We start from the raw sequence: 24354 nt of genomic DNA, 5'->3' as shown, positions 1-24354 counted from the left end.
TAGTGTGACTTCGCAGCCTCCGGCATCGGTGTGCGGCGAAGGCAAAATGGTGCTCACGGTTGGACCGCGAAATCGATGAACGTTCTTCTGGTGCTGCTCGCGTTCTGGGTGCCCGGGCTCGTCTTCGGGGCTGCCGTCCGGCTGCGCGGATGGACGCTCGCCGCCACCGCGCCGCTGCTCACTTTCGGAGTCGTCGCGCTCGGCGTCCCGGTGCTCGGCGGGCTCGGCATCCGCTGGACGATGCTCGCGGTCGCGCTCTGGACGCTCGTGCTCGCGATCGTCGGCTTCGGGCTGGCGTTCGCCGCGCGACGGCTGCGCGCGCGCCGTCATCCGGACTGGACGGTCGAAGAACTTCCGAAGCTCCCGCTGCGCGACCACGTCGTGATGGCGGCCGGCGTCGCCGCGGGCCTCGTCGTCGGCGCGGTCGCGTTTCTGCGCGGCACCAACGGGATCAACACGGTCCAGCAGGGCTGGGACGCGCCGTTCCACGGCAACCTGATCCGCTGGATCGCCGAACACGGCGACGCCCGGCCGTCCACCGTGGGCACGATCGCGAACCTGCCCCACCAGACGAACTACTTCTACCCGGACACCTACCACGCACTGCTCTCGCTGGTCTTCGGCAAGGGCGGGCTGACCATGATGCCCACGCTGAACCTGGCCGCGCTGGCAGTGGTTTTCACCGTGCCGGTCGGTGTCGCGGCGCTGTGCCGCGTGTGGGGCATGCCCGCGCTTGGCACCGCCGCGGCCGCCGCGGTCACCACGTGGTTCAGCGCGTTCCCGTACGACTCGCTGTGGCGCGGTCCGCTGTGGCCGTACGTCGCGGGCGTCGCGTTGATCCCGGCGATGCTCGTGCTCGCGCGGTACCTGCTGAAGCCGGACGGCGCCACGGGCCCGGTCGCGCTCGGGGTCGGCCTCGCCGGACTGTGCGGCCTGCACACCAGCCTCGTGTTCGTGCTCGGCGCGTACTTCCTGCTCATCCTGCTCGCGGTGCTGCTGCGCTACGAGAAGATCGATTGGCGGCGCAGCGCTCCCACGCTGATCGCGACAGTCGGGCTGGCGATCGCGCTCGGCGTGCCGCTCGTGCTGCCGTCGCTGTACAACGCGAGCGGCGTGACGAGCGCGCACTGGCCGACCGAGGCGACCCTCGCCGGCGGCCTCGGCGAAACGCTGACGTTCTCCCCGATGTCGGAGTTCCCGCAGTGGTGGGTCGGCGTGCCCGCGTTCATCGGGATCGTGCTGATGGTGCGGCACCGGCGGATGCTGTGGCTGGTCGGCGCGTACGTCGTGTTCGGCGGCCTGTTCATGGTTTCCGTGTCGCTCGAATCGAACCTCGTGCGGTCGGTCACGAGCGTCTTCTACAACGACCACTGGCGGATCGCCGCGCTCGTTCCGCTCGCCGGCGCGGTGGCGTTCGGCGAGTTCGCGCACACCTTCGTCGCCTGGCTGGTCCGCAAAATGCAGCCACGGGTGAAGCTCAAGCCGGTCGTGCTCACCGGCGTTGGCGTGCTGCTGCTGGTTGTGGTGCTCGGCGGGCTGAGCGGGGGCGGTTACGTCGGCCGCAACGCGGTGCGGCTGGCGGCCAGGTACCAGGACGGGCCCACGGTCTCCAAAGCGGAGGAAGCCGCGTACGCCTGGCTCGCGCAGCACACGGTGGCCGGCGAACGCGTGATGAACAACAAGGCCGACGGTTCCGCGTGGATGTACGCGCTGTCCGGCGTGACGCCGGTCGAGTGGAACTTCTACGGAGCCGGTCCGGGCACGACGGCCGCGTACCTCAGCGACCAGGTCGACCAGGTCGGCACGTCGCCGCGGGTTCGCAGAGACCTCACGGACCTGCGCGTGCGCTATGTCATCCAGGGCAAGGGGCTGGCCACCGCTACCGCGATCCAGTCGGCGGGCGTCGCCCGGATCGCCGAGGGCCCGATGTTCCACGTCGTCTTCCGCAATTCCGACGCGACGATTTACGAGATCGCGGGACAGTCCGGCGTCGCGGTGGCACCCGCGCTGAGCACTTCGCACGGGGAGTGAGCGCTCATGGCTGACTCGTTCGGCACGCTCGTGCACACCCGCCGCGTGCTCATCGTGATCCCGGCCTTCAACGAGCAGGACAGCGTCTCGTCGGTGCTCGCCCAGATCAAACGGTCGCTGCCCGGCACGGACGTGCTGGTCGTTGACGACGGTTCGCTCGACCGCACCGCCGAACTCGCCCGCGAGGCGGGAGCGCGGGTGGTCCGGCTGTCGGTGAACCTCGGCGTCGGCGGCGCGATGCGCACCGGATTCCGTTACGCCGTCTCGCGCGGCTACGACACCGTGGTCCAGGTCGACGCCGACGGACAGCACGATCCGGCCGAGGTCGGCGCGCTGCTGCGGCTGCTCGACGAGGGAGCCGACCTCGCGATCGGCTCCCGGTTCGCGGGCAAGGGCTCGTACCGGGCCGTCGGCCCGCGCAAGTACGCGATGGCCGTGCTGTCGCTGGTGTTCAGCAAGCTGGCCGGGACCAGGCTCAGCGACGTCACGTCCGGGTTCAAGGCGATGGGACCGCGCGCGATCCGGCTGTTCGCGGCTGGCTACCCGGCCGAATACCTCGGCGACACGGTCGAGGCGCTCATGCTGGCGATCCGGGCGAAGCTCGCGATCGCGGAAACCCCGGTCCTGATGCGGGAGCGGGCGGGCGGCACGCCGAGCCATTCGCCGGTGAAATCCGCCGTGTACCTGGGCCGCGCGGGGCTGGCTCTGCTGCTCGCCCTTGTCCGCCGCCGTCCCTCCGTCGATTCTTCCGACGCCGTGTAAGGAGGCCCTCCATGGCAGGCTGGCGGGTGCTGAGCATCGTCATCGCGTGTCTCGTGCTGTTCGTCGTCATCGAGATGATGCGGCGGCGCAAACTGCGCGAGAAGTACGCTGGCATCTGGCTCGTGGTGGCCATCGGGGTCGTGATCCTCGCCGTGGTGCCCGCGGTGGCGAACTTCGTGGCGCACCTGACGGGCGTGGAGACCCCGTCGAACTTCGTCTTCTTCCTGTCCGGAGTGGTCCTCGCGATGGTTTCGCTGCAGCTTTCGACCGAGGTCGGGCACCTGGAGGAAGAGGTGCGGACCTCGGTCGAGGAGACCGCTTTGCTGCGCTGCGAACTGGAAGACACCCAGCGCGAGCTCGAAGCACGCATCGCCGAACTGGAGAAACGCACGACCGCGCCGGACACCGTGGACGGCCTGCCCGAAGCGAGGCCGGCACGCGTTCCCTGATCTCCGCACTGCTCGCCGCCCCGCCCCGGCTCGGCCGCGTTCGGATGCTCGCCGTCGACGGTCCGTCCGGAGCCGGGAAATCCACTCTCGCCGCCGAGACGGTCGAAGCTCTCGGTTCGCGTGCCGCTTTGGTCAGCACGGACGCCTTCGCCACCTGGGACGATCCTGTCGCGTGGTGGCCGCAGCTGGAAGACGGCGTGCTGACGCCGCTGGCACAGGGCCTGCCCGGCGAGTACCGGCGGATGGACTGGACCTCCGGCACTCCGCGGCCCGGTGAACTGGTGCGAGTCGAGGTTCCCGAGGTGCTGGTGCTGGAAGGCGTGTCGAGCGGACGCCGCGCGGTGCGGTCCCGGTTGTCGTGGCTCTGCTGGGTCGAGGGCGGCACCGAGGCCGAACGGTTGTCCAGGGCAGTCGCCCGGGACGGCGAGCCCGCGCGGGCTGAACTGCGCCGCTGGCAGTTGTTCGAGCGCGGCTGGTTCGCCGTCGACGGCACCCGGGAGGCCGCCGACCAGCTGGTCTGAACAACCGGAATCCCGGCTCGACATCGGTTTGCGGCAGGCGAATTGGCTATTGCGCGGAATGCGCGAGCACGGCGGACACGAGTGCATTCGGGCCGATTCGGCGGCCTTCGCGGGCAACTCTCCGGGCCCGCCGGAGAGATTCCGGAACATCCACGGCACCCGGAACGGACAACCCGGGCCACTAGGCCAACCGGGTGAGCAAACCGCCACTCAACGTACCAAACCGGCAGTTTTCGCTACGCTGTGCACACAATTGCCGACACGTTGCGCTCAATTTGGGCCTTACGTAGCGCGATCGTAACCTCACGTGCTTAAGCGGGGGCCGAGTTCCCGCTAGTGTCACCGAACACACCGATCGCATTGGTCTTCCCGAACTGACCGCCGACGGTGCTTTCGAGACACCGAACATTCCCAAGGGGTGCCAGATGCAGCAATTGCGGCTGACCCGAACACGCCGGGCAGCTCTGATCGGGCTCGCGGGCGCGCTCGCGGTCTCGCTGTCCGCGTGCGCGGAATCGAAGCGCGACGAGTCCGGAGGCGGTGGGTCCGGGGGCACCATGGTCTTCGGCAACACCGGCAACCCGAAGATGTTCGACCCGATCTTCAACGACGAGGGCGAGACGTTCCGGATCACCCGGCAGATGCTGGACACGCTGATCCAGAACAAGCCGGGCACCGCGGACCTGGCCCCGTCGCTCGCCACGAAGTGGACGCCGAGCAACGACGGCAAGACCTGGACCTTCGACCTCAAGCAGGGCGTGAAGTTCAGCGACGGCACCGCGTTCGACGCGAAGGCCGTCTGTTTCAACTTCGATCGCTGGTACAACATGAAGGGCGCCACCGCCCAGAGCCAGATGATCTACTACGGCGACGTCTTCGAGGGCTTCGCGAACAACGAGGGCACCACCAAGGGACAGCCGGTCTACAAGAGCTGCGAGGCGAAGGACGACCACACCGCGGTCCTGAACCTGACCCGCGCGAAGGGCGCCTTCCCGGCGGCGTTCACCCTGCCGTCGTTCGCGATCCAGAGCCCCACCGCGCTGCAGAAGTACAACGCGGACAAGGTCACCGGCTCCGGCACGTCGATCACGTATCCGGAGTACGGCTACAAGCACCCGACCGGCACCGGCCCGTTCAAGTTCGAGAGCTGGGACCAGGGCAACGGCCAGATCACCTTGGTGCGCAACGAGACCAGCACGATGCCGCAGCCTGCCAAGCTGGACAAGCTCGTGTTCAAGGTGATCCCGGACGAGAACGCCCGCAAGCAGGCGCTCAAGGCCGGCGACATCAACGGCTACGACTTCCCGGCCCCCGCCGACTACGGCCTGCTGCGCAATGACGGCGAACAGGTGCTGATCCGCCCGTCGTTCAACGTGCTCTACCTCGGCATCAACCAGGCCGGCCCCAACGGCGCGAAGCTGCAGAACCCCAAGGTCCGCCAGGCGCTGGCCTACGGCATCAACCGCGAGCAGTTCGTCCGCTCCAAGCTGGCCGAGGGCTCCGAGGTCGCGACCGAGTTCGTGCCGAAGGCGATCTCCGGCTACACCGACGACGTGACCAAGTACCCGTACGACAAGGAAAAGGCCAAGGCGCTGCTGAAAGAAGCAGGCGCCGAGGGCATGACGCTGAAGTTCTACTACCCGACCGAGGTCACCCGGCCCTACATGCCGAACCCGGCCGACACCTACACCGCGATCTCCGAGGACCTGAAGGCCATCGGCATCAACGTGCAGCCGGTCGCCGAGTCGTGGAACGGCGGGTACAAGGACGACGTGCAGCAGAACGGCAAGCAGGACATCCACCTGCTGGGCTGGACCGGTGACTACAACGACGCGGGCAACTTCGTCGGCACCTTCTTCGGCCGCCCGAAGCCGGAGTTCGGCCTCACCGACCAGAACAACCAGGGCATCTTCAAGGCGCTCGCCGACGCGGACGCGGCGCCTCCGGGCGACGCGCACACCAAGGCGTACCAGGAAGCCAACAAGAAGATCATGGAATACCTGCCCGCCATCCCGATCGCCTACCCGACGCCGGCGATCGTGGTCGGCCCGAAGATCAAGGGCGTGGTGGCCAGCCCGCTCACCGACGAACGCTTTGACAACGTCACTGTCGGCTGACGTGCTCCACTGAGCAGCCAGGCCAAGGGCAGGTGCTACCGCGCCTGCCCTTGGCCTCGTTCCCGGGCTGTACACAAAGGACTACTCGTGCTCCGTTTTCTCGTGCGTCGGCTGCTACAAGCGATCCCGACGCTCCTCATCCTGTCCATCCTGGTGTTCGCCTGGTTGCGCTCACTTCCCGGCGGGCCCGCGTCGGCTCTCCTCGGGGACAAGGCGACACCGGAAAAACTGGCGAACCTCAACCACGTGCTCGGCCTCGACCAGCCGATTTTCGTGCAGTACTTCAAATTCCTCGGTCGCGCGGTCACCGGTGATTTCGGCACTTCGCTCGTGTCGTCCCGGCCGGTGATGTCGGAGATCGGCACGTTCCTCCCGGCCACCATCGAGCTGGGCATCACGGCGATGCTGATCGCGGTGCTGTTCGGCATTTCGTTCGGCTATCTCGCCGCCCGGTTCCGCGGCCAGATCGTCGACAACGTCATCATCGTGCTGACCCTGGTCGGCGTGGCGGTGCCGATCTTCTTCCTCGGCTACATGATGCAGGACCTGCTTTCCACGCCGCTCGGCTTGCCGTCGCAGGGCAGGCAGGCGCCGGGCATCGACGCCACCGTCGTCACGCATTTCGCCATTCTCGACGGAATGATGACCGGCGAATGGGACGCGGTGTGGGACGCGATCAAGCACCTCATTCTTCCCGCGCTCGCGCTCGCCACGATTCCGCTCGCGGTGATCACCCGGATCACCCGCGCTTCGGTGCTCGACGTGTTCAACGAGGACTTCATCCGCACCGCGAACTCCAAGGGCCTCACCCAGCCCGTGGTCCGCCAGCGGCACGTGCTGCGCAACGCCTTGCTGCCGGTGATCACCACGATCGGCCTGCAGACCGGCGCGCTGCTCGGCGGCGCCGTGCTGACCGAGCGAGTGTTCAACTTCCGCGGCCTCGGATTCCTTCTCGCCGAAGGGATCGACAAGCGGGACTACCCGCGGCTGCAGGCGCTGCTGCTTCTCGGGGCACTGGTCTACGTGCTCGTGAACATGCTCGTGGATATTTCCTACGGGCTCATCGACCCGAGGGTGCGTGTGCGGTGAACACTCTGCTGAACAAGAAGAAAGAGCCGATCGACAAGCTCGCCGCGGCTTCGGCGGGCGGGCGCAGCCTCGGCGCCGAGGCACTGCGCCGGATGCTGCGCAGCCCGGTGGCGATCGTCGGCGGCGTGATCACCCTGCTGTTCCTGCTGCTGGCGATTTTCGCGCCGCTGCTCGCGCCGAAGGACCCGCAGGTCCGGTACCTGCAGGACAAGGTCATCCTCGGGCGCGGCATCATTCCCGGCGCCCAGCCGGGTTTCCCGCTCGGCGTCGACGACTTCGGCCGCGACTTCCTGTCCCGGCTGCTGATCGGCGCGCAGCAGACGCTGCTGGTCGGCGTGCTCGCCACGGTGATCGGCGTGCTGCTCGGCGCGCTCATCGGCGGGCTCGCGGGCGCGTTCGGCGGCTGGGTCGACACCGTCCTCATGCGCGTTGTCGACGTGCTGCTGGCGTTTCCCTCGCTGCTGCTGGCGATTTCGATCGCGGCGCTGTTCGCGAAGCCGAGCCAGTGGACGGTGATCATCGCGGTGTCGATCATCGGCGTGCCGATTTTCGCCCGGCTGCTGCGCGGTTCCATGCTTGCCCAGCGCGAGGCGGACCACGTGCTGGCGGCGACGTCGCTCGGCGTGAAGCGGACGACGGTCGTGTTCCGGCACATGCTGCCGAACTCGCTCGGCCCGGTGATCGTGCAGGCGACGCTGACGCTGGCGACCGCGATCCTGGAGGCCGCGGCGCTGTCGTTCCTCGGTCTCGGCGACCCGGACCCGACCCGCGCGGAGTGGGGATTGATGTTGGGCAACGCTTCCCAGCACTTCCTCGACATCCGGCCCGAGCTGGCCTACTACCCGGCGATCGCGATCATCATCGTGGCGCTCGGGTTCACGCTGCTCGGCGAGTCCCTCCGCGAAGCCCTCGACCCGAAGAACCGGCGGTGACCCCGTGGCACTTCTCGAAGTCCGCGACCTGAAGGTCGTGTTCCAGCGCCGCGGCGAGCGTCCGTTCACCGCGGTCGACGGCGTGAGTTTCGACGTCGAACCCGGCCAGACGGTCGGGCTGGTCGGCGAGTCCGGCTGCGGCAAGTCGGTGACGTCGCTCGCGATCATGCGGCTGCTCGCCAAGCGCGGCAACACCGTCAGCGGTTCGGTGCGCTTCGAGGGCACCGATCTGCTGACCCTGTCCGACCGCGAAATGCGCGACCGGCGCGGCCGCGATCTCGGCATGGTGTTCCAGGACCCGCTGTCCTCGCTGAACCCGGTCATCCCGATCGGGCTGCAGATCACCGAGGTGCTGGAGCGCCACCGCGACATGCCGCGCAAGAAGGCGCGGATCGAAGCGGCGGAACTGCTCGACAAGGTCGGCATTCCCGACCCGACGCGCCGGCTTTCCGAGTACCCGCACCAGCTTTCCGGCGGGATGCGCCAGCGCGCGCTGATCGCGATCGCGCTGGCGTGCCGTCCCCGGCTGCTCATCGCGGACGAGCCGACCACCGCGCTCGACGTGACGATCCAGGCGCAGATCCTCGCGCTGCTGCGGGAACTGGTGCAGGACACCGGGACCGCGCTGGTGATGATCACGCACGACCTCGGCGTCGTCGCCGGGCTCTGCGACGAGGTCAACGTGCTCTACGGCGGCCGGATCGTGGAGCGCCAGGAGCGGCATTCGCTGTTCGCGCAGCCGCGGCATCCGTACACGCACGGTCTGCTGGCCTCGATCCCGCGGCTCGACGAGGGCCGCGGCGAGAAGCTGGTGCCGATCCGCGGTTCGGTGGCCGACAACATCCCGTGGGACGGCGGCTGTGCCTTCGCGCCGCGCTGCCCGAACGCGATCCAGGCCTGCCTGGAGAATTCGCCGGAGCTGGTTCCCGACCGGAACGGCTTGCTGCGCTGCCACAACCCGGTGCAACCCGCCGTGGCGGCAGGAGGAGGAACCCGATGACGGTGGCGAACACCGACGAGGTGCTGCTCGAGGTCACCGGCCTCAAGGTGCACTTCCCGATCAAACGCGGCATCGTCGTGGACCGCACGGTGGGCCACGTGTTCGCGGTCGACGGGGTCGACCTGTCGATCCGCCGCGGCGAAACCTACGGCCTGGTCGGCGAATCCGGCTGCGGCAAGTCGACGCTCGGCCGCGCGATCCTGCGGCTCAACGAACCGACCGACGGCAAGGTCGTGTTCGACGGCACCGACGTCGCCCAGCTCAAGGGCGAGCAGTTGCGCAAGGCGCGGCGGCGGATGCAGATGGTGTTCCAGGACCCGATGTCGAGCCTGGACCCGCGCCAGTCGGTCGAATCGATCCTCGTCGAGGGCATGCGCGCGCACGGTCTCGACAAGGACAAGGAGTCGACCGCGAAGCGGCTGCGCGAACTGCTGAGCGCGGTCGGCCTTCCGGAGTCCTCGCTGCGGAAGTACCCGCACGAGTTCTCCGGCGGCCAGCGCCAGCGCATCGGCATCGCGCGGGCGCTGTCGGTGGAGCCGGACCTGATCGTCGCCGACGAACCGGTGTCCGCGCTGGACGTTTCGGTGCAGGCGCAGGTGGTGAACCTGCTGGAGGACCTCCAGGACGAGCTCGGTCTCACCTACGTGGTGATCGCGCACGACCTCGCGGTGGTCCGGCACATCTCCGACCGGATCGGCGTGATGTACCTCGGCGCGCTGGTCGAGGAAACGACGTCGGAGGAGCTGTACCAAAACCCGCTGCACCCGTACACGCGGGCGCTGCTCTCGGCGATCCCGGTGCCGGACCCGGTGGTGGAGGACAGCCGCGAACAGATCCTGCTCGCCGGCGACCTCCCGTCGCCCGCCAACCCGCCGTCGGGCTGCCGCTTCCACACGCGGTGCCCGTGGAAGCAGGAAAGCCTGTGCGACACCGATCGCCCGCAATTGCGCGAGATCGGCGCCGGACACCGGGTGGCCTGCCACTACGCGGAGGACATCCGCGACGGGCGGATCCAGCCGCACAAGGTCGAGGTGGAACTGGTCGACGCCGGGGCACTGAACCCGGACCTCGGCCCGCCGGACGTCGGTTCGGCCGCCGAGATCCTCTGACCCGTCCACGAAAGCCCACCTTTACGGGGTGGGGGCCGGGCGAACGTACGTGAGGGGAACCCTCAGGGAATCAGATTCCCTGAGGGTTCCCCTCACGTACTTCATCGGGCCGCGCGCTCGCGCCACAGCGACCTGGTCCCCTCCTTCACCGCGTTTTTCAGGGCTGGAGGTCGACGGCCGCGCGGAACGAACCGTCCATGTGGAACGGCGTCGAGTTGTGCTCGTGCGCGATCAGCCAGCCGTTTCCGTTGCGTCGCAAGGCGAACGTGGTGCGGAACCAGAGCGTGAACGATTCGTTGTGGCCCTGCGGCGTCGCGGTCAGCTTCGTCAGCGCCGCCACCATCGCCAGATCGCCGGACTCGGTGATCTCCTCGTCGTGGTACGTGTAGGAAATCGGCCCGTCGAAGGTGCTCATCCACTGCGCGACGTGCTCCGCGGAAGCGCCGGTCGTGCGCAGCGGCGGGGCGAGGTCGAATTTCACCGCCTTCTCGGTGTAGGTCCCGACGACCCGCTTCGGGTCCTTCGCGTGCATCGCGGCGGTGCGCTCGGCCAGCAGGTCGCGGATCTCGTTTTCGGACATTCTGTGGTCTCCTTTTCCCGGACTCGGTGTTCGTCCGGGACGTCGAAGCCGCCGGTCCGGCTTCGACATCTGGGGTGGAAAAACTTTTCGAGGAGGCTCCCGATGAAGTATCTGGTCCTGATCTACGGCAACCCGGCGTCGCGCGCGGCCTGGGCGGGGATGAGCGACGAGCAGAAGGCCGAGGGCTTGCGGGCCTACGAGCGGTTCCATGAGGAGCTCGAAGGCGAGCGGATCGTGTCCGAGCGGCTGGCCGCGCCGGAGCTGACGAAGCAGGTCCGCGTGAGCACCGACGGCGTGAGCACCACCGACGGCCCGTTCGCCGAGATCAAGGAACAGCTCGCCGGGTTCTACCTGCTCGAATGCGATTCGGAGGCCCGTGCGCTGGAGATCGCCGCGCGGATCCCGGAGGCGCCGTTCGCGACGATCGAGGTGCGGCCCGTGATGGGGCTGACCGGCGACGTGGACTTCGAGCTGTGATCGACGGCCTCCTGCGCGAGACCATCCCGCAGGTCCTGACCGCGCTCGTGCGCCGCTACGGCGATTTCGGCAAATGCGAGGACGCCGTGCAGGAGGCCCTGCTCGCCGCCGCCGTGCAGTGGCCGAAGGACGGGGTCCCGGACAATCCGAAGGCCTGGCTCATCACGACCGCTTCGCGGCGGCGGATCGAGATGTGGCGCAACGAAGCCGCGCGGATCCGTCGCGAGGAGACGGTGGCCGCGCTGGAACCGCCGTCCTTCGAACTCGTGCCGCAGCAAGACGACACCCTCACTCTGCTGTTGCTCTGCTGCCATCCCGCGTTGACCCGCCCGTCGCAGGTGGCGCTCACGTTGCGTGCCGTCGGCGGCCTGACCACGGCCGAGATCGCGCGGGCGTACCTGGTTCCGGAGCCGACGATCGGTCAGCGGATCAGCCGCGCGAAACAGAAGCTGCGCGGCGCGGATTTCGCCTTGCCGCCCCGGGACGAACTGCCGGAACGCGTCGCCGCGGTCCTGCAGGTGCTGTATCTGGTGTTCACCGAGGGCCACACCGCCAGCTCCGGCAGCGAGGTGAACCGCGTCGAACTGACCGCCGAGGCCATCCGGCTCGCCCGGCAACTGCACGCGCTGCTGCCTGCTGACGGCGAGGTCGCCGGTCTGCTCGCCCTCATGCTGCTCACCGACGCCCGCCGTCCCGCCCGCACCGGCCCGGACGGGGTGCCCGTGCCGCTGGCCGAACAAGACCGTTCGCTCTGGGACGCGTCCGCGATCGCCGAAGGCAGCGCACTCATCGAACACGCGCTGGCGAACACCCCCGTCGGCCCGTACCAGCTGCAAGCCGCGGTCGCCGCCGTGCACGACGAAGCCCCGACCGCCGACGACACCGACTGGCCGCAGATCCTGATGTTGTACGACCTCCTGCGGCAGCTCGCTCCTGGACCGATGGTCACCCTCAACCGCCTGGTCGCGCTCGCCCGCGTCGAAGGCCCGGCGGTCGCGCTGGCCGAACTGGACGCGTCCGAGCACCTGGACCACTACCGCGCCGACGTGGTCCGCGCCGATCTCCTCGAACGGTCCGGCGACGCGCAAGGCGCCCGCGACTGCTACCTCCGGGCCGCCCAGCGCACCTTGAGCCTGCCGGAACGCGAGTACTTCGAATCGCGCGCTTTGCGTGTTATGTCGGAAAAACCCTGAAAAACCCCTGCCTGAAGACGGACCCCACCCCCGACTCCAGGCGGACGCGAGAACGCTCGTCAGCTGGGTACTCTGCGGAGACCAGGCACGAATCACAAGGGGGTTGGCAGTGAACATCGACCACGTGCTGGAGGCGATCCCTCCGCTGTCGGTCTACCTGTTGGTGGGCTTGGTGGTGATGGTCGAAAGCCTGGGCATCCCGCTGCCGGGGGAGATCGTGCTGGTGAGCGCGGCGCTGCTGGCGTCGTCGCACAGCGGGCTGAACCCGCTGTGGATCGGCGTGCTGGCGTCGGCGGGCGCGATCATCGGCGACAGCATCGGGTACCTGATCGGCAAGAAGGGCGGCAAACGGCTCTTCGCCTGGGCCGGCCGGAAGTTCCCGAAACATTTCGGCCCCGACCACATCGCGAGCGCCGAAAAGATGTTCCACAAACGCGGCATGTGGGCCGTGTTCTTCGGCCGGTTCGTCGCGGTGCTGCGCATCCTGGCCGGCCCGCTCGCCGGGTCGCTGAACATGCACTACCCGCGCTTCCTGATCGCGAACGCACTGGGCGGCATCGTCTGGGCGGGCGGGACGACGGCGCTCATCTACTACCTCGGCGTGGTCGCCGACAAGTGGCTGAAGGGCTTCCAGTGGGCAGGCCTCGGCGCGGCGCTGGTGATCGGCGTCGTGGTGACGCTGGTGCTGAAGAAGCGCATGGCCCGCCACGCGGCGGGATCGGCCTCGTCCGCGTCGTCGGAGGAGAAGAACGACGCGGTCGCCTGAACCGGCTGACGGGATTCCCCCGGCAGGTCTTCGGACGTGCCGGGGTTTTCTGTTCCCTGGCCCGGAAATAAGCGATGCCCCGAGCGGCATGCGAAAGCAGAGGCGACCCGGGGCGTACTGCGCCATACTAGCACATCCCCTCCGCCCGAGAGGGGCAAGAAACGGGGAGGGGCAGCTGATGCCGGGGGAGCCGGGGTGGATCAGGGAAGGTTTGTCGACCCCGAGGTTCGCGCCGTATCTCGCGAAGGCGGAAGGCGATCTCGCTCGGGCTTGTGCGTTGTACTGGTGGAACGTCGAGGTTTCCGCGGCGTTCTACCCGTCGCTGCATTGCCTGGAGCTCGCGCTGCGGAACGGCCTGCACCGCACGCTGGCGACGGCGTTCGACCGGGAAGACTGGTGGCGGGTAGCCCCGCTGCGCCCCGACGGCGTCGGCAAGCTGGCAGAGGCCCGGCGCAAGCTGACCGTGCGCGGACGGCCGCAGACGCCCGATGACCTCGTGGCCAACCTGTCGCTCGGGTTCTGGGTGTCCACGCTCAGCAGTGCCTACGACCGGACGCTGTGGGTCCCGCACCTGCACCGCACGTTCGCCTTCTACCGCGGCAAACGGCGTGATCTGCACACGGATTTGCGCACCGTTCTGCTGTTCCGCAACCGGATCATGCATCACGAGCCGATTCATCACCGGCATCTGTGGAAGGACCACGAGACGATCCTGCGGGTGCTCGGCTATCTGGTCCCGGAGCTGGCCGGCGAGCTGAAGGCGTACGACCGGGTGCCCGAACTGCTGCGGCAGCGTCCCAGCCGGTGACCCTCACACCGGCAGCAGTTCCTCCGGCGTAACCGCAGGCTTCTTCCGCAGCGAGCCCAGCAGAACCCCGCCGATCACCACCGCCGCGGCGATCAGAGTCAGTACTGTCGGCACCTCGCCGAGGATGAAGAACGACGCCGTCAACCCGACCACCGGCACGAGCAGCGAGAACGGCGCGACCACGCCCGCCGGGTTGCGGCGCATCAGCGTGGTCCAGATGCCGGAGCCCACGACCGTCCCGAAGATCACCACGTACGCCAGGCCCGCGATGCCGATCAGGCCGGTCTTGCTGCCGAGCGTCGCCAGTGAGTGCCACGCCGCGCCGGGGCCCTCGAAGATGCTCGACAGCGCCAGCATCGGCAGCGGCGGCACCACCGACATCCACAGCGTCAGGTGCAGCGGGTTGTCCGGCTCCGCGCGGCGCATGCTCAGGTTGCCGATCGCCCAGCTCAGCGCGGCCAGCAAGGTCAACAGCACCGGCACCAGCGCGGCGTGGGCGGACTGCTGCCAGGAGATCGCGGTCATGCCCGCCACCGCGAGCAGGATCCCGGCCAGCTGCCGCCCGGAGACGCGTTCCCGCAGCAGCACCGCGCCCAGCAGCACGGTGAACGGCGCGGACGCCTGCAGCACCAGCGACGCGAGCCCTGTCGGCATGCCCAGGTGCATCGCGACGAACAGGAACGCGAACTGTCCGGTGCCGAACCCGAGCCCGTAACCAAGGAGATAGCGCAGCTTCACGCGCGGCCGCGGCACCAGGAAAATCGTCGGAATCGCGATCAGCAGAAACCGCAGCGCGCCCGCGAACATCGGCGGGAATTGGTCGAGTGTGGCGTGGATCGCAATGAAATTCAGACCCCACAAGACGGCGACGAATACAGCGAGCAGACGGTCCCGGATGGCCATGCCGCCACTCTGCCTAGGCAAACCTTGAAGCACCAGCGAGAAAAACTGCACCGACTGTGTAGCGGTGCTTCACATACACTGCGCGGATGGACTTGGGCAGGCTCCGGACGCTGCGCGAATTCGCTGATCGGGGCAGTGTCACCGCCGCCGCTCGGGCGTTGCACTGCACGCCGTCGGCGATATCGCAGCAGTTGCGCGCGTTGCAGGCGGAGGTCGGCATCGCGCTCACCGAACCGGCCGGCCGCGGGCTGCGGCTCACCGACGCGGGCCGCGCGCTGGTCGCCCGCGCCGACGACGTGCTGGCCGCGCTGGACCGGGCCGAAGCGGAACTGGCCACCTACCGCAGCGCCCCGCGCGGTCGGGTGCGGATCGCGATCTTTCAGTCCGCTGGCCTGATGCTCCTGCCCGGCCTGCTGCGCCGCATCGACCAGTACGAAAACCTCGACGTCGACGTCCGCGACGTCGACATGGTCCCGCCGCAGGTCCCGGGCCTGGTCGCCGACTACGACGTCGTCGTCGCCCACCGCGACGAGCACGCGCCCGAATTCGACACCGAACGCCTCGACGTCGTCCCGCTGCTGCGCGAACCGCTGGACGTCGCACTGCCCGCCGATCACCGGCTCGCCCGCCGCCGTCGGGTCGAACTCGCCGATCTCGCCGACGAACGCTGGATCTCGGTGGACCACGGCTTCCCGGTCGACGACGTCCTGCGCTCGCTGACCGTGCGCACCGGCGTGCGGCCGCAGATCGTCCAGCGCATCAACGATTTCCGCATCACCGAACGGCTTGTCGCGTCCGGGCACGGGATCGCGTTGATGCCGCGGTACACAATGGACACTCGGCGGGGCAGTGGATTGGTGGGCCGTCCCCTGGCGGGAATCCGGGCGGCGCGGTTGGTGGAAGTGGTGTGCCGTACTGGTGCGGTGAATCGTCCGGCGGTCGCGACCGTGATCGACGAGTTGCGTGCCGAGGTGGCCGCGTTGACGACCTAACCGGGCTCCCGGGCGGGAAGCCCGCGCAGCAAAGTGTCGAGAAACAGCTCAAACCGCGGTGCGTCCGGCCCGAGATCGAGTGGGTTTTCCCGCACCGCGAGCCAGCTGACCGTGCACGTGATGAAGATGTACCAGCTCTGCTCGGCCAGTTCCGGCGACACCCCGGCGTTGGTGAACGCGGCGACCACCTGCGAGCGCAGCCTGCCGAACGAATCCGCGTTGTGCCGGTGCGGCCGGGACAACCGGGTCGCGTACCCGGGCACCGCGAGGAACTGGTCGTGCATCGCCCACGCGACCTGGGCGAGCCACGGCCGCCAAGACCGGCGTGGCGGGCCTTCCTCCGGAAGCACCCGCTCCAGCACCACCTCGCTGATCAGATCGAACAGCGCGTCCCGGTTGGCGACCCAGCGGTAGAGCGCGCCATGCGTCACGCCCAGCCGCGTCGCCAGCTCGCGCATGGTCAAGGTGTCGAGGTTTCCCGCGGACAACGCCGCGTCGACGATCCGCTCACGATCGAGCTGCGCGGGGCGGCCGGGCCGCGGTCGGGTCATAGCTGTGGACTCTACCGAGACAGAGTTAGTGACCAATGGTTACAAACAGGAGTACGGTCGTGGCATGGAAAACATCGAGGGCACCGTGCGGCCCGGTTTCGAACAGGTGCGGGACACGTTCGCGGCGGTCGCCGACGGAGCTGCCCAGCTGGTGGCGTACCACCGCGGCGAGCGAGTAGTCGACTTGTGGACCGGCGTCGACGGCGACTGCCTGCTCGGCGCCTACTCCGCGACGAAAGGCGCGGCGCATCTGGTTGTCGCGCTGCTGGTCCAGGACGGGGTGCTGGACCTTGACCAGCGGGTGCGCCACTACTGGCCGGAGTTCTCGGCCGACGTCACGCTCAGGGACCTCCTGGCGCACCGAGCCGGACTGGTCGGCGCCGACGAAGGATTCTCCCGCGCGGAACTCGCCGACGACCGGATCGTCGCGGAACGTCTGGCTCGCCAGCGGCCGTTCTGGCGACCGGGAACCGCGTTCGGCTACCACGCGCTGGTCATCGGCGCGCTCAGCGGCGAGGTCGTGCTGCGGGCGACCGGCCGCACCATTCAGGAACACTTCGCCGAACGGGTCCGCGATCCGTACGCAGTGGACTTCTACCTCGGCCTCCCCGCCGAACTGGAGCCGCGATTCGCCAGTGCGGAGCCGATGATCCTGACCCCCGAGCGGCAGATCGCCCCGCCCGCCGCGAACAGCCTGAACGGGATCGCGTTCAACCGGCATCATCCGGACGGCCCGGAGGTCTGGGAACTGCCGAATCTCCCGGAGGTCCGGCGACTCGGCCCGGCCTCGTTCGGCGGCGTCGCCTCGGCCCGCGGGTTGGCCCGGATGTACGCCGCCGCGATCAGTCCGCTGGGCGGAGAACCGCCGCTGCTGAAGCCGGAAACCGCTGCCGAGTTCGCGCAGATCCAGTCCACCGGCGACGACGTGGTGTTGCATCAGCGCAAGGCGTTCGGCATCGGATTCCACGCCACCAGCGAGTACTACCCCGAGCTGGGCCAGGGCAGCTTCGGACACAGCGGCGCGGGCGGCCAGCAGGCGTTCGCCGACCCGCGCAACGGCGTCGCGTACGGCTACACCCGCCGCCGGATCCCGTTCCCCGCCGCGGCCGCGCCGGAGAACGAACCGCTGATCAAGGCGCTGTACTCGGCGCTGCGTGCCGTCGAATCCCGATAGTGATCGCCGAGCCCAGCAGCACCGCGATGGTCAGCGACAGCGCGAGGCTCAACCCTGGCTCGGCGACCAGTTGCCCGCCGGCGTAGCCGAGGAACGCGACGTACGACGTCCACAGCAGCACGCCGACCGCGGACGCGGTCAGGAACTCGGTGAACCGCCATCGCAACGAGCCGGCCAGCAGTGCGCCGATCGTGCCGCCGGAAGGCAGCCATCGCGCGACCACCAGGACCGGCCGCGGATGCCGTTGCAAGCGTCCGTCGAGCCAGGTCAGCCCGGCGGCCAGTTTGCGCTGACGGCCCAGCCGGGCCAGCACGCGAGCCCCGCCGAAGCGCCCGAGTGCGTACAACGCCTGGTCGGACAGCAGGCAGCCGAAGCTGGCGACCGCGATCACGACGGCCAGCGAGGTCCCGTGCTGCGCGGCGGCCACGCCCATGCCGAGCAGCGTCACCTCGGTGGGCAACACCGGCACCAGCGAGACGACGAACAGCACCACCAGCCCAGCCGTCGTAGCGTCCATATCTCCATTAACCGCGTCGAGAGCCCAGATGAGTCCCAATCACCGGCTCTTCACAGCAAGGCACAGCCAGGACACAGATTTCCGGAACCCGGACAGAGGATGTCAGGGTTCACGCGCACGCTGGTGGTTCACCGAGAGAGAAGAGGACGAACGAAATGAGCGGGGAACTGGCGGGCAAGGTCGCGCTCGTGGCGGGCGGCACGCGCGGGGCGAGCCGGGCGATCGCGGTCGAGCTGGGCCGGGCCGGGGCGCACGTGTACGTCACCGGTCGTACGACGCGGGCCGGGCGGTCCGAAGTGGACCGTCCGGAGACCATTGAGGACACTCTGGAGCGGATCGAAGCCGCGGGCGGCAAGGGAACCGCGCTGCGGGTCGACCACCTGGTGAGCGACGAGGTCGCCGCGCTCGCCAAGCGGATCGACGCCGAGCACGGCGGCCTCGACATCCTGGTCGACGGGATCTGGGGCGGCGACCGTTACCTGGAGTGGGGCAAACCGGTCTGGGAGCACTCGCTGGACGCGAGCCTGCGGATGATGCGGCTGTCCCTCGATGCCCACCTGATCACCAGCCACCATCTGTTTCCGCTGGTCATCCGGCGTCCGGGCGGGCTGGTGATCGAACTGACCGACGGCACCGCCGAGTACAACCAGAAGTACCGCGAGGGCACGTCGCTGCCGTACTACCTGGCCAAGGCGGCGATCAACGTCCTGGCGGTCGGCGAGGCGGCCGAACTCAAAAAGCACGAGTGCACCGCGATCGCGTTCACGCCGGGTTGGCTGCGTTCGGAGGCGATGCTGGAGATTTTCGAGGTCACCGAGGAAAACTGGCGCGACGCGACCGTCCGGGAGCCGCACTTCGTGATCTCGGAATCGCCGACCTTCTCCGGCCGCACGGTCGTCGCGCTCGCCGCCGACGCGGACCGGCACCGGTGGACCGGCCAGACCGTTTCCAGCGGTCAACTGGCGAAGGTCTACGAGATCGACGACGTGGACGGCAGCCGTCCGGACGCGTGGCGGTACATCGAGGAGGTCCAGGAACCCGGAAAGCCCGCCGACGCCAGCGGCTACCGCTGATGCCGACTGTCCGTGAAGGACTCCTTGGGGGAATCAAATTCAATGCCAGGAACTTAAGGCGAGGTTGCGGGTGCGGTTGAGCCGTGGCCGCCCGGGCCGCGTGACCCCGGTGAAGGTACGTGAGGGGAACCCTGAGGGAATCTGATTCCCTCAGGGTGGCCCTCACGTACGTTCGCCTTGCCCGGCGCGTCCGGTGCGCCGGGCAGCGGGGCGACGCGGCTCAAGTTCCTGGCATGGGGAATCAGATTCCTCAAGGGGCCCTTCACGGACGGTTGCGGTCGGCGAGCGCTTGACCGAATTCCGCGACCGCGGCGCGGATCTCCGGCGGAGTGAGCACCTCGACGCCGGGGCCGAGGGAAACCAGCTGTCCGACGGCGACTTCCTTGCCCTCCATGGCGAACTCGGCCTCGGCCCACCCGTCGGCGTCCTTCGGGCCGAGCGACACCAGCACCTCGTTCACGTGCTCGGGCCCGAAAACCCGCCGCAACGCCCCCGCCGCGGACCGGTCGAGCCGAGCCGTCACCTTCAACGGCAGCGGCATCTTCTCGAACTCCGCCGACGACGCGCGCCACCAGTCAGCGAGCGAGAATTCCTCCGGCCGGGCAAAGGTTTCCCCGGTTTCGGCGACCGCCGTCAACCGGGAGACGCGATACGTCCGCAGATTGGCGTCGACGCGCGCCACCAGGTACCAAACCCCGGCTTTGAGCACGAGCCCCAGCGGATCGAGCGTCCGCCGGGTGACCTTGTCGCGCCGCTGGTACCGCACGTCGAGCCGCTGCTGCGTCCACACCGCCTTCGCGACCGCGGGCAGCGCGCCCGTGTCGTCCGGCGAGGTGAACCAGGCCGAGGCGTCGAGATGAAACCGCCCGGCGACCGTCCGGGCCTGCTCCTGCAGCTGCTTCGGCATGCTCGCGGACACTTTCGCGTGCGCCGCGGACACCGCGGTGCCGAGACCGAGCCCGGCCAGCGCGTCCGGCACGTCGAGGGCCAGCAGCGCGACGGCCTCCCGCGAGGTGAGGCCGTCGAGCCGCGAACGCCAGCCGTCGACGAGCCGGATGCCGCCACGGCGCCCTGGTTCGCTCCAGAGCGGCACGCCGGCTTCGCGCAACGCGGCGAGATCCCGCCGCAGCGTCCGCTCGGTCACGCCCAGCTCTCCGGCCAGCTCCCCGACGGTGCCCGCGCGTTTGCGGTGCAGCGTGAAGAGAAGCGCGACCAGGCGCTCGGCTCGCATCCTCGTCTCCCTCGCCCAGAACCGCCCCAATGCGGCATTGGGTGCATGTGACGCACCGAATGCCACATTGGGTGCATGTGACGCACCCAATGTGGCATTGGGGCGATCAGGCTCGGGTCAGCGGTTGGCCCGGTTGACCGCGCTGACCACGGCCCGCAGCGACGCGGTGACGATCGACGGGTCGACGCCGATGCCCCAGAACACGCGGTCGGAGATCGCGCATTCGATGTAGGACGCGGCGCGCGAGTCGTCGCCAGGGCTCAGCGTGTGCTCGCTGTAGTCCAGGAGCCGCAGGTCGTAGCCCACAGTGGACAGTGCGTCGAAGAACGCGGCGATCGGCCCGTTGCCGCGGCCGGTGATCTCGTGCTCGTCGCCCTCGACCTTCACCGTGGCCTCGAGGTCGTACTCGCCGCCGCCGTTGTCGGTGACCCGCTGCTTGATCAGTTCCAGCGGGGTCTTCGACTCCAGGTACTCGGCCGAGAACGCGCGCCACATGGTGGCCGGGTCGACCTCGCCGCCCTCGGTGTCGGTGTAGGCCTGGATGACCTTCGAGAACTCCATCTGCAGCCGGCGCGGCAGGTCCAGCTGGTGCTCGGCCTTCATGATGTAGGCGACGCCGCCCTTGCCGGACTGCGAGTTCACCCGGATCACGGCCTCGTAGGTGCGGCCGACGTCCTTCGGGTCGATCGGCAGGTACGGGACCTCCCACGGGTGCTCGTCGACCGGGACGCCCAACTTGTCGGCGGCGTCCTTCATCGCGTCGAGGCCCTTGTTGATCGCGTCCTGGTGGCTGCCGGAGAAGGCGGTGAACACCAGGTCGCCGCCCCACGGGGAGCGTTCCGGGACCGGCAGCTGGTTGCAGTACTCGACGGTCCGCTTGATCTCGTCCATGTCGGAGAAGTCGATCTGCGGGTCGATGCCCTGGCTGTAGAGGTTCATGCCCAGCGCGACCAGGTCGACGTTGCCGGTGCGCTCGCCGTTGCCGAACAGGCAGCCCTCGATTCGGTCCGCGCCTGCTTGGTAGCCCAGTTCGGCGGCGGCGATGCCGGTGCCGCGGTCGTTGTGCGGGTGCAGGGACAGGATCACCGAATCGCGGCGTTCCAGGTTGCGGCTCATCCACTCGATCGAGTCGGCGTAGACGTTCGGCGTCGCCATCTCGACGGTCGCCGGCAGGTTCAGGATCACCGGCTTCTCCGGCGTCGGCTGCCAGATCTCGGTGACCGCGTTGCACACCTCGAGCGCGTAGGACAGCTCGGTGCCGGTGTAGGACTCGGGCGAGTACTGGAAGCGGAAATCGGTGTCCGGCTGCTTCGCGGCCAGCTCGACGACCATTTCGGCGGCCTGCGTCGCGATCTTCTTGATGCCCTCGCGCTCCTCGCGGAACACCACGCGGCGCTGCAGGATCGACGTCGAATTGTAAATGTGGACGATCGCCCGCGGCGCGCCCTCGAGCGCCTGAAAGGTGCGCTCGATCAGCTCGGGGCGGCACTGGGTCAGCACCTGGATGTGCACGTCGTCCGGGATCGCGCCCTCTTCGATGATCTCGCGGACGAAGTCGAAGTCGGTCTGCGACGCGGCCGGGAAGCCGACCTCGATCTCCTTGTAGCCCATGCGGACCAGCAGGTCGAAGAACTTGCGCTTGCGCGCGGGCGACATCGGGTCGATCAGCGCCTGGTTGCCGTCGCGCAGGTCGACGGCACACCACAGCGGCGCGCGGTCGATGCGCTTGTCCGGCCAGGTGCGGTCGGGTACGTCGATGTTCTCGACGACGTCGTACCAGGGGCGGTAACGGTGGACCGGCATGGACGTGCCGCGCTGCGGGTTCCACGAAGGCTGTCCGGCGGGCGCGGGACGAGAGGGCGTGCGCAGACGGGAGTTAGTGGTGCGGGGGTCGGTGCTCATCGCGGGAAATTCTCCTGAAGGGATCGGTGCGGACGACCGGCACCACAAAGCCCCGCGACGAGGAGCCGGTCAGATCAGGCCCCGTCGCGGCAGCGAAGCAGGAGTTCACGCGCCACGGGGTCACTGTAACCACCCGACGCCGCGAAAGGAAAGCCGCCCGTCGCGATCGAACTGTTACGTCGGGTGGCTGATACCTGTTACTAGCGGGTAGCGGGCCGCGAAACGACGTGCCAGACTGCCCGGCATGGGCGAGCACGCGGAAGAAGCGCAGGAAACCGAGGCGAAGGCGCGACCCCAGCGCACCCCGGTGGACTGGCGGCGCACTCGTGAGCGCGGGGTGTCCTTCCTCGCGTCGCTGGTGCGCTGGGTCGGACTGCTGTTCGCCGCGGTCTTGGTGCTGCACGTGATTTTCGTCATCGGCGAGGCAAACCAGGGCAACGGCATCGTCTCGTTCGTCCGCGGCTGGGCCGACGGACTGTCACTCGGCTTCAAGGACCTGTTCACGCCGAGCGACGCGAAACTGCGCGTTCTGGTGAACTACGGCATCGCGGCGGTGTTCTGGCTGATCGTGTCGGGAATCCTGGCGAAGATCATCCGGCGCGTCGGGGGCGCGGGCGCCTGACTGGCTGCTGCCCGCGACATTTCACGGTTCTTGAACTGCGGGGCGAGCGAATTCAAGGAAGCAGCTGCTTCCTTGAATTCGCCCGTTGACCAGCTGCCTGGCGGTCGAGTCGCCCCGCCTCTGGTTCAGGACTGCCAGGTCACGGCGTCCTTGCCGTAGTCAGTGTTCGGCGCCAGGTCCCGGTACGTGCTCGCGCTGTAGCTAGCCCCCTTGACCTCCGCGCCAGCGGGGGCCAGTGCCAGTACGCAGCTGTCGTACGAAGCGCCCTTCGTGGTGAACGCCTTGCCGGAGTTGCCGCGGTCGCACTTCTCGAACTTGCCGATCACCGTCACGTGCGGGCCGTCGGTGCCGTCCGCGAGCAGGCCGTTCATCAGGCCCAGCGAGCTGTACGAGAAGTCCGAGCCGGTCTCGTTCGTGACCTTGACCTGGATGTAGTACGGCGTCATCCCCTTGGCTCGGTCGCCGAGCTTCAGCGGGGCCAGGTCGGCCTCCACGCCCTTGTCGATGCCGGTCACCGTCACGCCGATCGCGCCGGTGATCTTCTGCGACTTGAACGGCACCACGGCCTTCTCGCCGATCTTCAGCTTCGTGCCCTGCTTGGTGTAGTCGGCGGAGGCGGAGTCACCGGCGGGAGCGGCGGCCGAGGAGGACGGTGCGGCCGCGGAGGACGAAGCGGGCGGAGTGGCGATCGGCGGGGCGGGGGTGTCCTCGGAGGAGCACCCGGACAGCGCGAACGCCATCGCCGTCGCGGAAACCGCCAGTGCAACCGGCATCGCTGTACGCATTTCGTCACTCCTTGAGAAGAATCTCACCGAATCAGCGGCCTGACCGGTTTGGTGTCCATCTGACCTCAACGGCGGGACTCCGGTTCCCCGGATTGCTCACGAAACGGTCACAGTGCCGGATACCCCCATCGATCACCGAAGGCGAACTCCGCGAGCGGCAGCCGTCGCCGAGGGGCGAGTTCGCGTTCGACGCGGCGCGGCTCGTCGAGTACGGACGGGTCGGCGGGGGATCCGACGGCGATCGCGACCCGGGCCACCGCCGCGTCCGGGAGGCCGAACTCCGCGCGGACCGCGTCCGCCGAGAAGCCCGCCATCTGGTGGGCGATCAAGCCGAGTTCGACCGCCTGGAGGACGAGGTTCTCGGTCGCCAAACCCAGTCCGTAGTCGGCGTAGGGCACTTCGCCCTTCTCATTCGTGGTGACCGTCACGCCGATCAGCAACGCGCTCGCCCGGAACGCCCACGCCTGGTTCCCGGAATTGAGCGTCGCGAGGATGCGGGGGAACACCGGATCGCCCCGGCGGCCGACGAGGTAGCGCGCCGGCTGGGTGTTGCCGAAAGACGGCGCCCACCTGGCGGCTTCGAGCAATGCGGTCAGCTGGGAGCCGGTGATTTCGGCGGTCTCGTCGTAGGCCCGCGGGCTCCACCGCTCGGCGATGGCCGGCGCGACGGGGACGCTCGTCTCGGCTGGTTTGCGCATGCGGCGAAGGTAGTACGGCCGGGGAGTGCTCTCCGTCACTCCGGAGGAAGGGCTTCGAGCTTTCCCCTGGCG

At 68.7% G+C, this 24354-nt stretch carries 25 protein-coding genes; 17 read left to right on the top strand and 8 right to left on the bottom strand.

Going from position 1 to position 24354, the window contains the following annotated elements; genetic code table 11:
• Positions 1–75 precede the first annotated feature (75 nt).
• From EIZ45_RS05380 to EIZ45_RS05335, 9 genes are all read left to right on the top strand, one after another.
• Entirely contained in the window at positions 76–2031 is a 1956-nt protein-coding gene (locus EIZ45_RS05380; RefSeq protein WP_134662070.1) for a DUF6541 family protein, read from the top strand.
• Positions 2032–2037: 6 nt separating this feature from the next.
• Positions 2038–2793, top strand: coding sequence for a glycosyltransferase family 2 protein (locus EIZ45_RS05375; RefSeq protein WP_134662069.1), 756 nt, complete (start codon positions 2038–2040; stop codon positions 2791–2793).
• An 11-nt stretch (positions 2794–2804) separates the two neighbouring features.
• Positions 2805–3242: a DUF2304 domain-containing protein gene (locus tag EIZ45_RS05370; protein WP_037808489.1), complete on the top strand. Its 438-nt coding sequence runs from the start codon at positions 2805–2807 to the stop codon at positions 3240–3242.
• 44 nt (positions 3243–3286) lie between these two features.
• Positions 3287–3763: a uridine kinase gene (locus EIZ45_RS05365; RefSeq protein WP_205669818.1), complete on the top strand. Its 477-nt coding sequence runs from the start codon at positions 3287–3289 to the stop codon at positions 3761–3763.
• Between the two features lie 425 nt (positions 3764–4188).
• Complete coding sequence (locus EIZ45_RS05355) at positions 4189–5880, top strand: ABC transporter substrate-binding protein (protein ID WP_051172535.1); 1692 nt, start codon at positions 4189–4191, stop codon at positions 5878–5880.
• Positions 5881–5967: 87 nt separating this feature from the next.
• Positions 5968–6969, top strand: coding sequence for an ABC transporter permease (locus EIZ45_RS05350; protein ID WP_134662068.1), 1002 nt, complete (start codon positions 5968–5970; stop codon positions 6967–6969).
• Positions 6966–7901, top strand: coding sequence for an ABC transporter permease (locus EIZ45_RS05345; protein WP_043834536.1), 936 nt, complete (start codon positions 6966–6968; stop codon positions 7899–7901). The genes EIZ45_RS05350 and EIZ45_RS05345 overlap by 4 nt, the downstream gene beginning before the upstream one ends.
• Positions 7902–7905: 4 nt before the next feature.
• Complete coding sequence (locus EIZ45_RS05340; protein WP_037808482.1) at positions 7906–8901, top strand: ABC transporter ATP-binding protein; 996 nt, start codon at positions 7906–7908, stop codon at positions 8899–8901.
• Positions 8898–10010, top strand: a complete 1113-nt coding sequence (locus EIZ45_RS05335; RefSeq protein ID WP_043834533.1) for an ABC transporter ATP-binding protein — start codon at positions 8898–8900, stop codon at positions 10008–10010. The genes EIZ45_RS05340 and EIZ45_RS05335 overlap by 4 nt, the downstream gene beginning before the upstream one ends.
• Positions 10011–10167: 157 nt before the next feature.
• Here the strand turns inward: EIZ45_RS05335 and EIZ45_RS05330 are convergent, their stop codons facing one another.
• On the bottom strand, positions 10168–10590 hold the full coding sequence (locus EIZ45_RS05330; RefSeq protein WP_043834529.1) for a nuclear transport factor 2 family protein: 423 nt from the start codon (positions 10588–10590) through the stop codon (positions 10168–10170).
• Between the two features lie 102 nt (positions 10591–10692).
• Between EIZ45_RS05330 and EIZ45_RS05325 the strand changes: the two genes are divergently transcribed.
• The 4 genes from EIZ45_RS05325 (at position 10693) to EIZ45_RS05310 (ending at position 13834) form a co-directional block, all read left to right on the top strand.
• Entirely contained in the window at positions 10693–11067 is a 375-nt protein-coding gene (locus EIZ45_RS05325; RefSeq protein WP_043834527.1) for a YciI family protein, read from the top strand.
• Positions 11064–12260, top strand: a complete 1197-nt coding sequence (locus EIZ45_RS05320; protein ID WP_134662067.1) for an RNA polymerase sigma factor — start codon at positions 11064–11066, stop codon at positions 12258–12260. The genes EIZ45_RS05325 and EIZ45_RS05320 overlap by 4 nt, the downstream gene beginning before the upstream one ends.
• A gap of 109 nt (positions 12261–12369) precedes the next feature.
• Positions 12370–13026, top strand: coding sequence for a DedA family protein (locus EIZ45_RS05315; protein ID WP_037808466.1), 657 nt, complete (start codon positions 12370–12372; stop codon positions 13024–13026).
• A 211-nt stretch (positions 13027–13237) separates the two neighbouring features.
• Positions 13238–13834, top strand: a complete 597-nt coding sequence (locus EIZ45_RS05310; protein ID WP_240690557.1) for a hypothetical protein — start codon at positions 13238–13240, stop codon at positions 13832–13834.
• A 3-nt stretch (positions 13835–13837) separates the two neighbouring features.
• Here EIZ45_RS05310 and EIZ45_RS05305 read toward each other — a convergent pair whose 3' ends face one another.
• Positions 13838–14737, bottom strand: coding sequence for an EamA family transporter (locus EIZ45_RS05305; RefSeq protein WP_134662065.1), 900 nt, complete (start codon positions 14735–14737; stop codon positions 13838–13840).
• An 86-nt stretch (positions 14738–14823) separates the two neighbouring features.
• On the opposite strand from EIZ45_RS05305, the gene EIZ45_RS05300 reads away from it, so the two are divergent.
• Entirely contained in the window at positions 14824–15729 is a 906-nt protein-coding gene (locus tag EIZ45_RS05300; RefSeq protein ID WP_134662064.1) for a LysR family transcriptional regulator, read from the top strand.
• On the opposite strand, the gene EIZ45_RS05295 is transcribed toward EIZ45_RS05300, so the two are convergent.
• On the bottom strand, positions 15726–16280 hold the full coding sequence (locus tag EIZ45_RS05295) for a TetR/AcrR family transcriptional regulator (RefSeq protein WP_134662063.1): 555 nt from the start codon (positions 16278–16280) through the stop codon (positions 15726–15728). The two genes, EIZ45_RS05300 and EIZ45_RS05295, sit on opposite strands and share 4 nt — an antisense overlap.
• 64 nt (positions 16281–16344) lie before the next feature.
• On the opposite strand from EIZ45_RS05295, the gene EIZ45_RS05290 reads away from it, so the two are divergent.
• Positions 16345–17454: a serine hydrolase gene (locus EIZ45_RS05290; RefSeq protein WP_134662062.1), complete on the top strand. Its 1110-nt coding sequence runs from the start codon at positions 16345–16347 to the stop codon at positions 17452–17454.
• On the opposite strand, the gene EIZ45_RS05285 is transcribed toward EIZ45_RS05290, so the two are convergent.
• Entirely contained in the window at positions 17411–17971 is a 561-nt protein-coding gene (locus EIZ45_RS05285) for a DedA family protein (RefSeq protein ID WP_134662061.1), read from the bottom strand. The genes EIZ45_RS05290 and EIZ45_RS05285 overlap by 44 nt on opposite strands.
• A 155-nt stretch (positions 17972–18126) precedes the next feature.
• Here EIZ45_RS05285 and EIZ45_RS05280 point away from each other — a divergent pair, with 155 nt between their 5' ends.
• A complete protein-coding gene (locus EIZ45_RS05280) occupies positions 18127–19044 on the top strand; it encodes an SDR family oxidoreductase (RefSeq protein ID WP_037808454.1) in 918 nt (305 codons plus the stop codon).
• 262 nt (positions 19045–19306) lie between these two features.
• Here the strand turns inward: EIZ45_RS05280 and EIZ45_RS05275 are convergent, their stop codons facing one another.
• Both EIZ45_RS05275 and leuA read right to left on the bottom strand, forming a co-directional pair.
• Entirely contained in the window at positions 19307–20275 is a 969-nt protein-coding gene (locus tag EIZ45_RS05275; RefSeq protein ID WP_134662060.1) for a YafY family protein, read from the bottom strand.
• Positions 20276–20392: 117 nt separating this feature from the next.
• A complete protein-coding gene (leuA, locus tag EIZ45_RS05265; RefSeq protein ID WP_167756346.1) occupies positions 20393–22177 on the bottom strand; it encodes a 2-isopropylmalate synthase in 1785 nt (594 codons plus the stop codon).
• Between the two features lie 244 nt (positions 22178–22421).
• Here leuA and EIZ45_RS05260 point away from each other — a divergent pair, with 244 nt between their 5' ends.
• A complete protein-coding gene (locus tag EIZ45_RS05260) occupies positions 22422–22799 on the top strand; it encodes a hypothetical protein (protein ID WP_037808446.1) in 378 nt (125 codons plus the stop codon).
• 125 nt (positions 22800–22924) lie between these two features.
• Here the strand turns inward: EIZ45_RS05260 and EIZ45_RS05255 are convergent, their stop codons facing one another.
• The gene (locus tag EIZ45_RS05255) at positions 22925–23584 is read right to left on the bottom strand and encodes a hypothetical protein (protein WP_134662059.1); all 660 of its coding nucleotides are present in this window, start codon (positions 23582–23584) and stop codon (positions 22925–22927) included.
• A gap of 107 nt (positions 23585–23691) precedes the next feature.
• Positions 23692–24282, bottom strand: coding sequence for a nitroreductase family protein (locus EIZ45_RS05250; protein ID WP_134662058.1), 591 nt, complete (start codon positions 24280–24282; stop codon positions 23692–23694).
• Positions 24283–24354 lie beyond the last annotated feature (72 nt).

Source organism: Amycolatopsis sp. CFH S0740 (assembly GCF_004522315.1).
Lineage (GTDB): Bacteria > Actinomycetota > Actinomycetes > Mycobacteriales > Pseudonocardiaceae > Amycolatopsis > Amycolatopsis nivea.
Note: the sequence above shows the minus strand (reverse complement) of the source record. Positions and strands in the feature narration are given on the sequence as shown.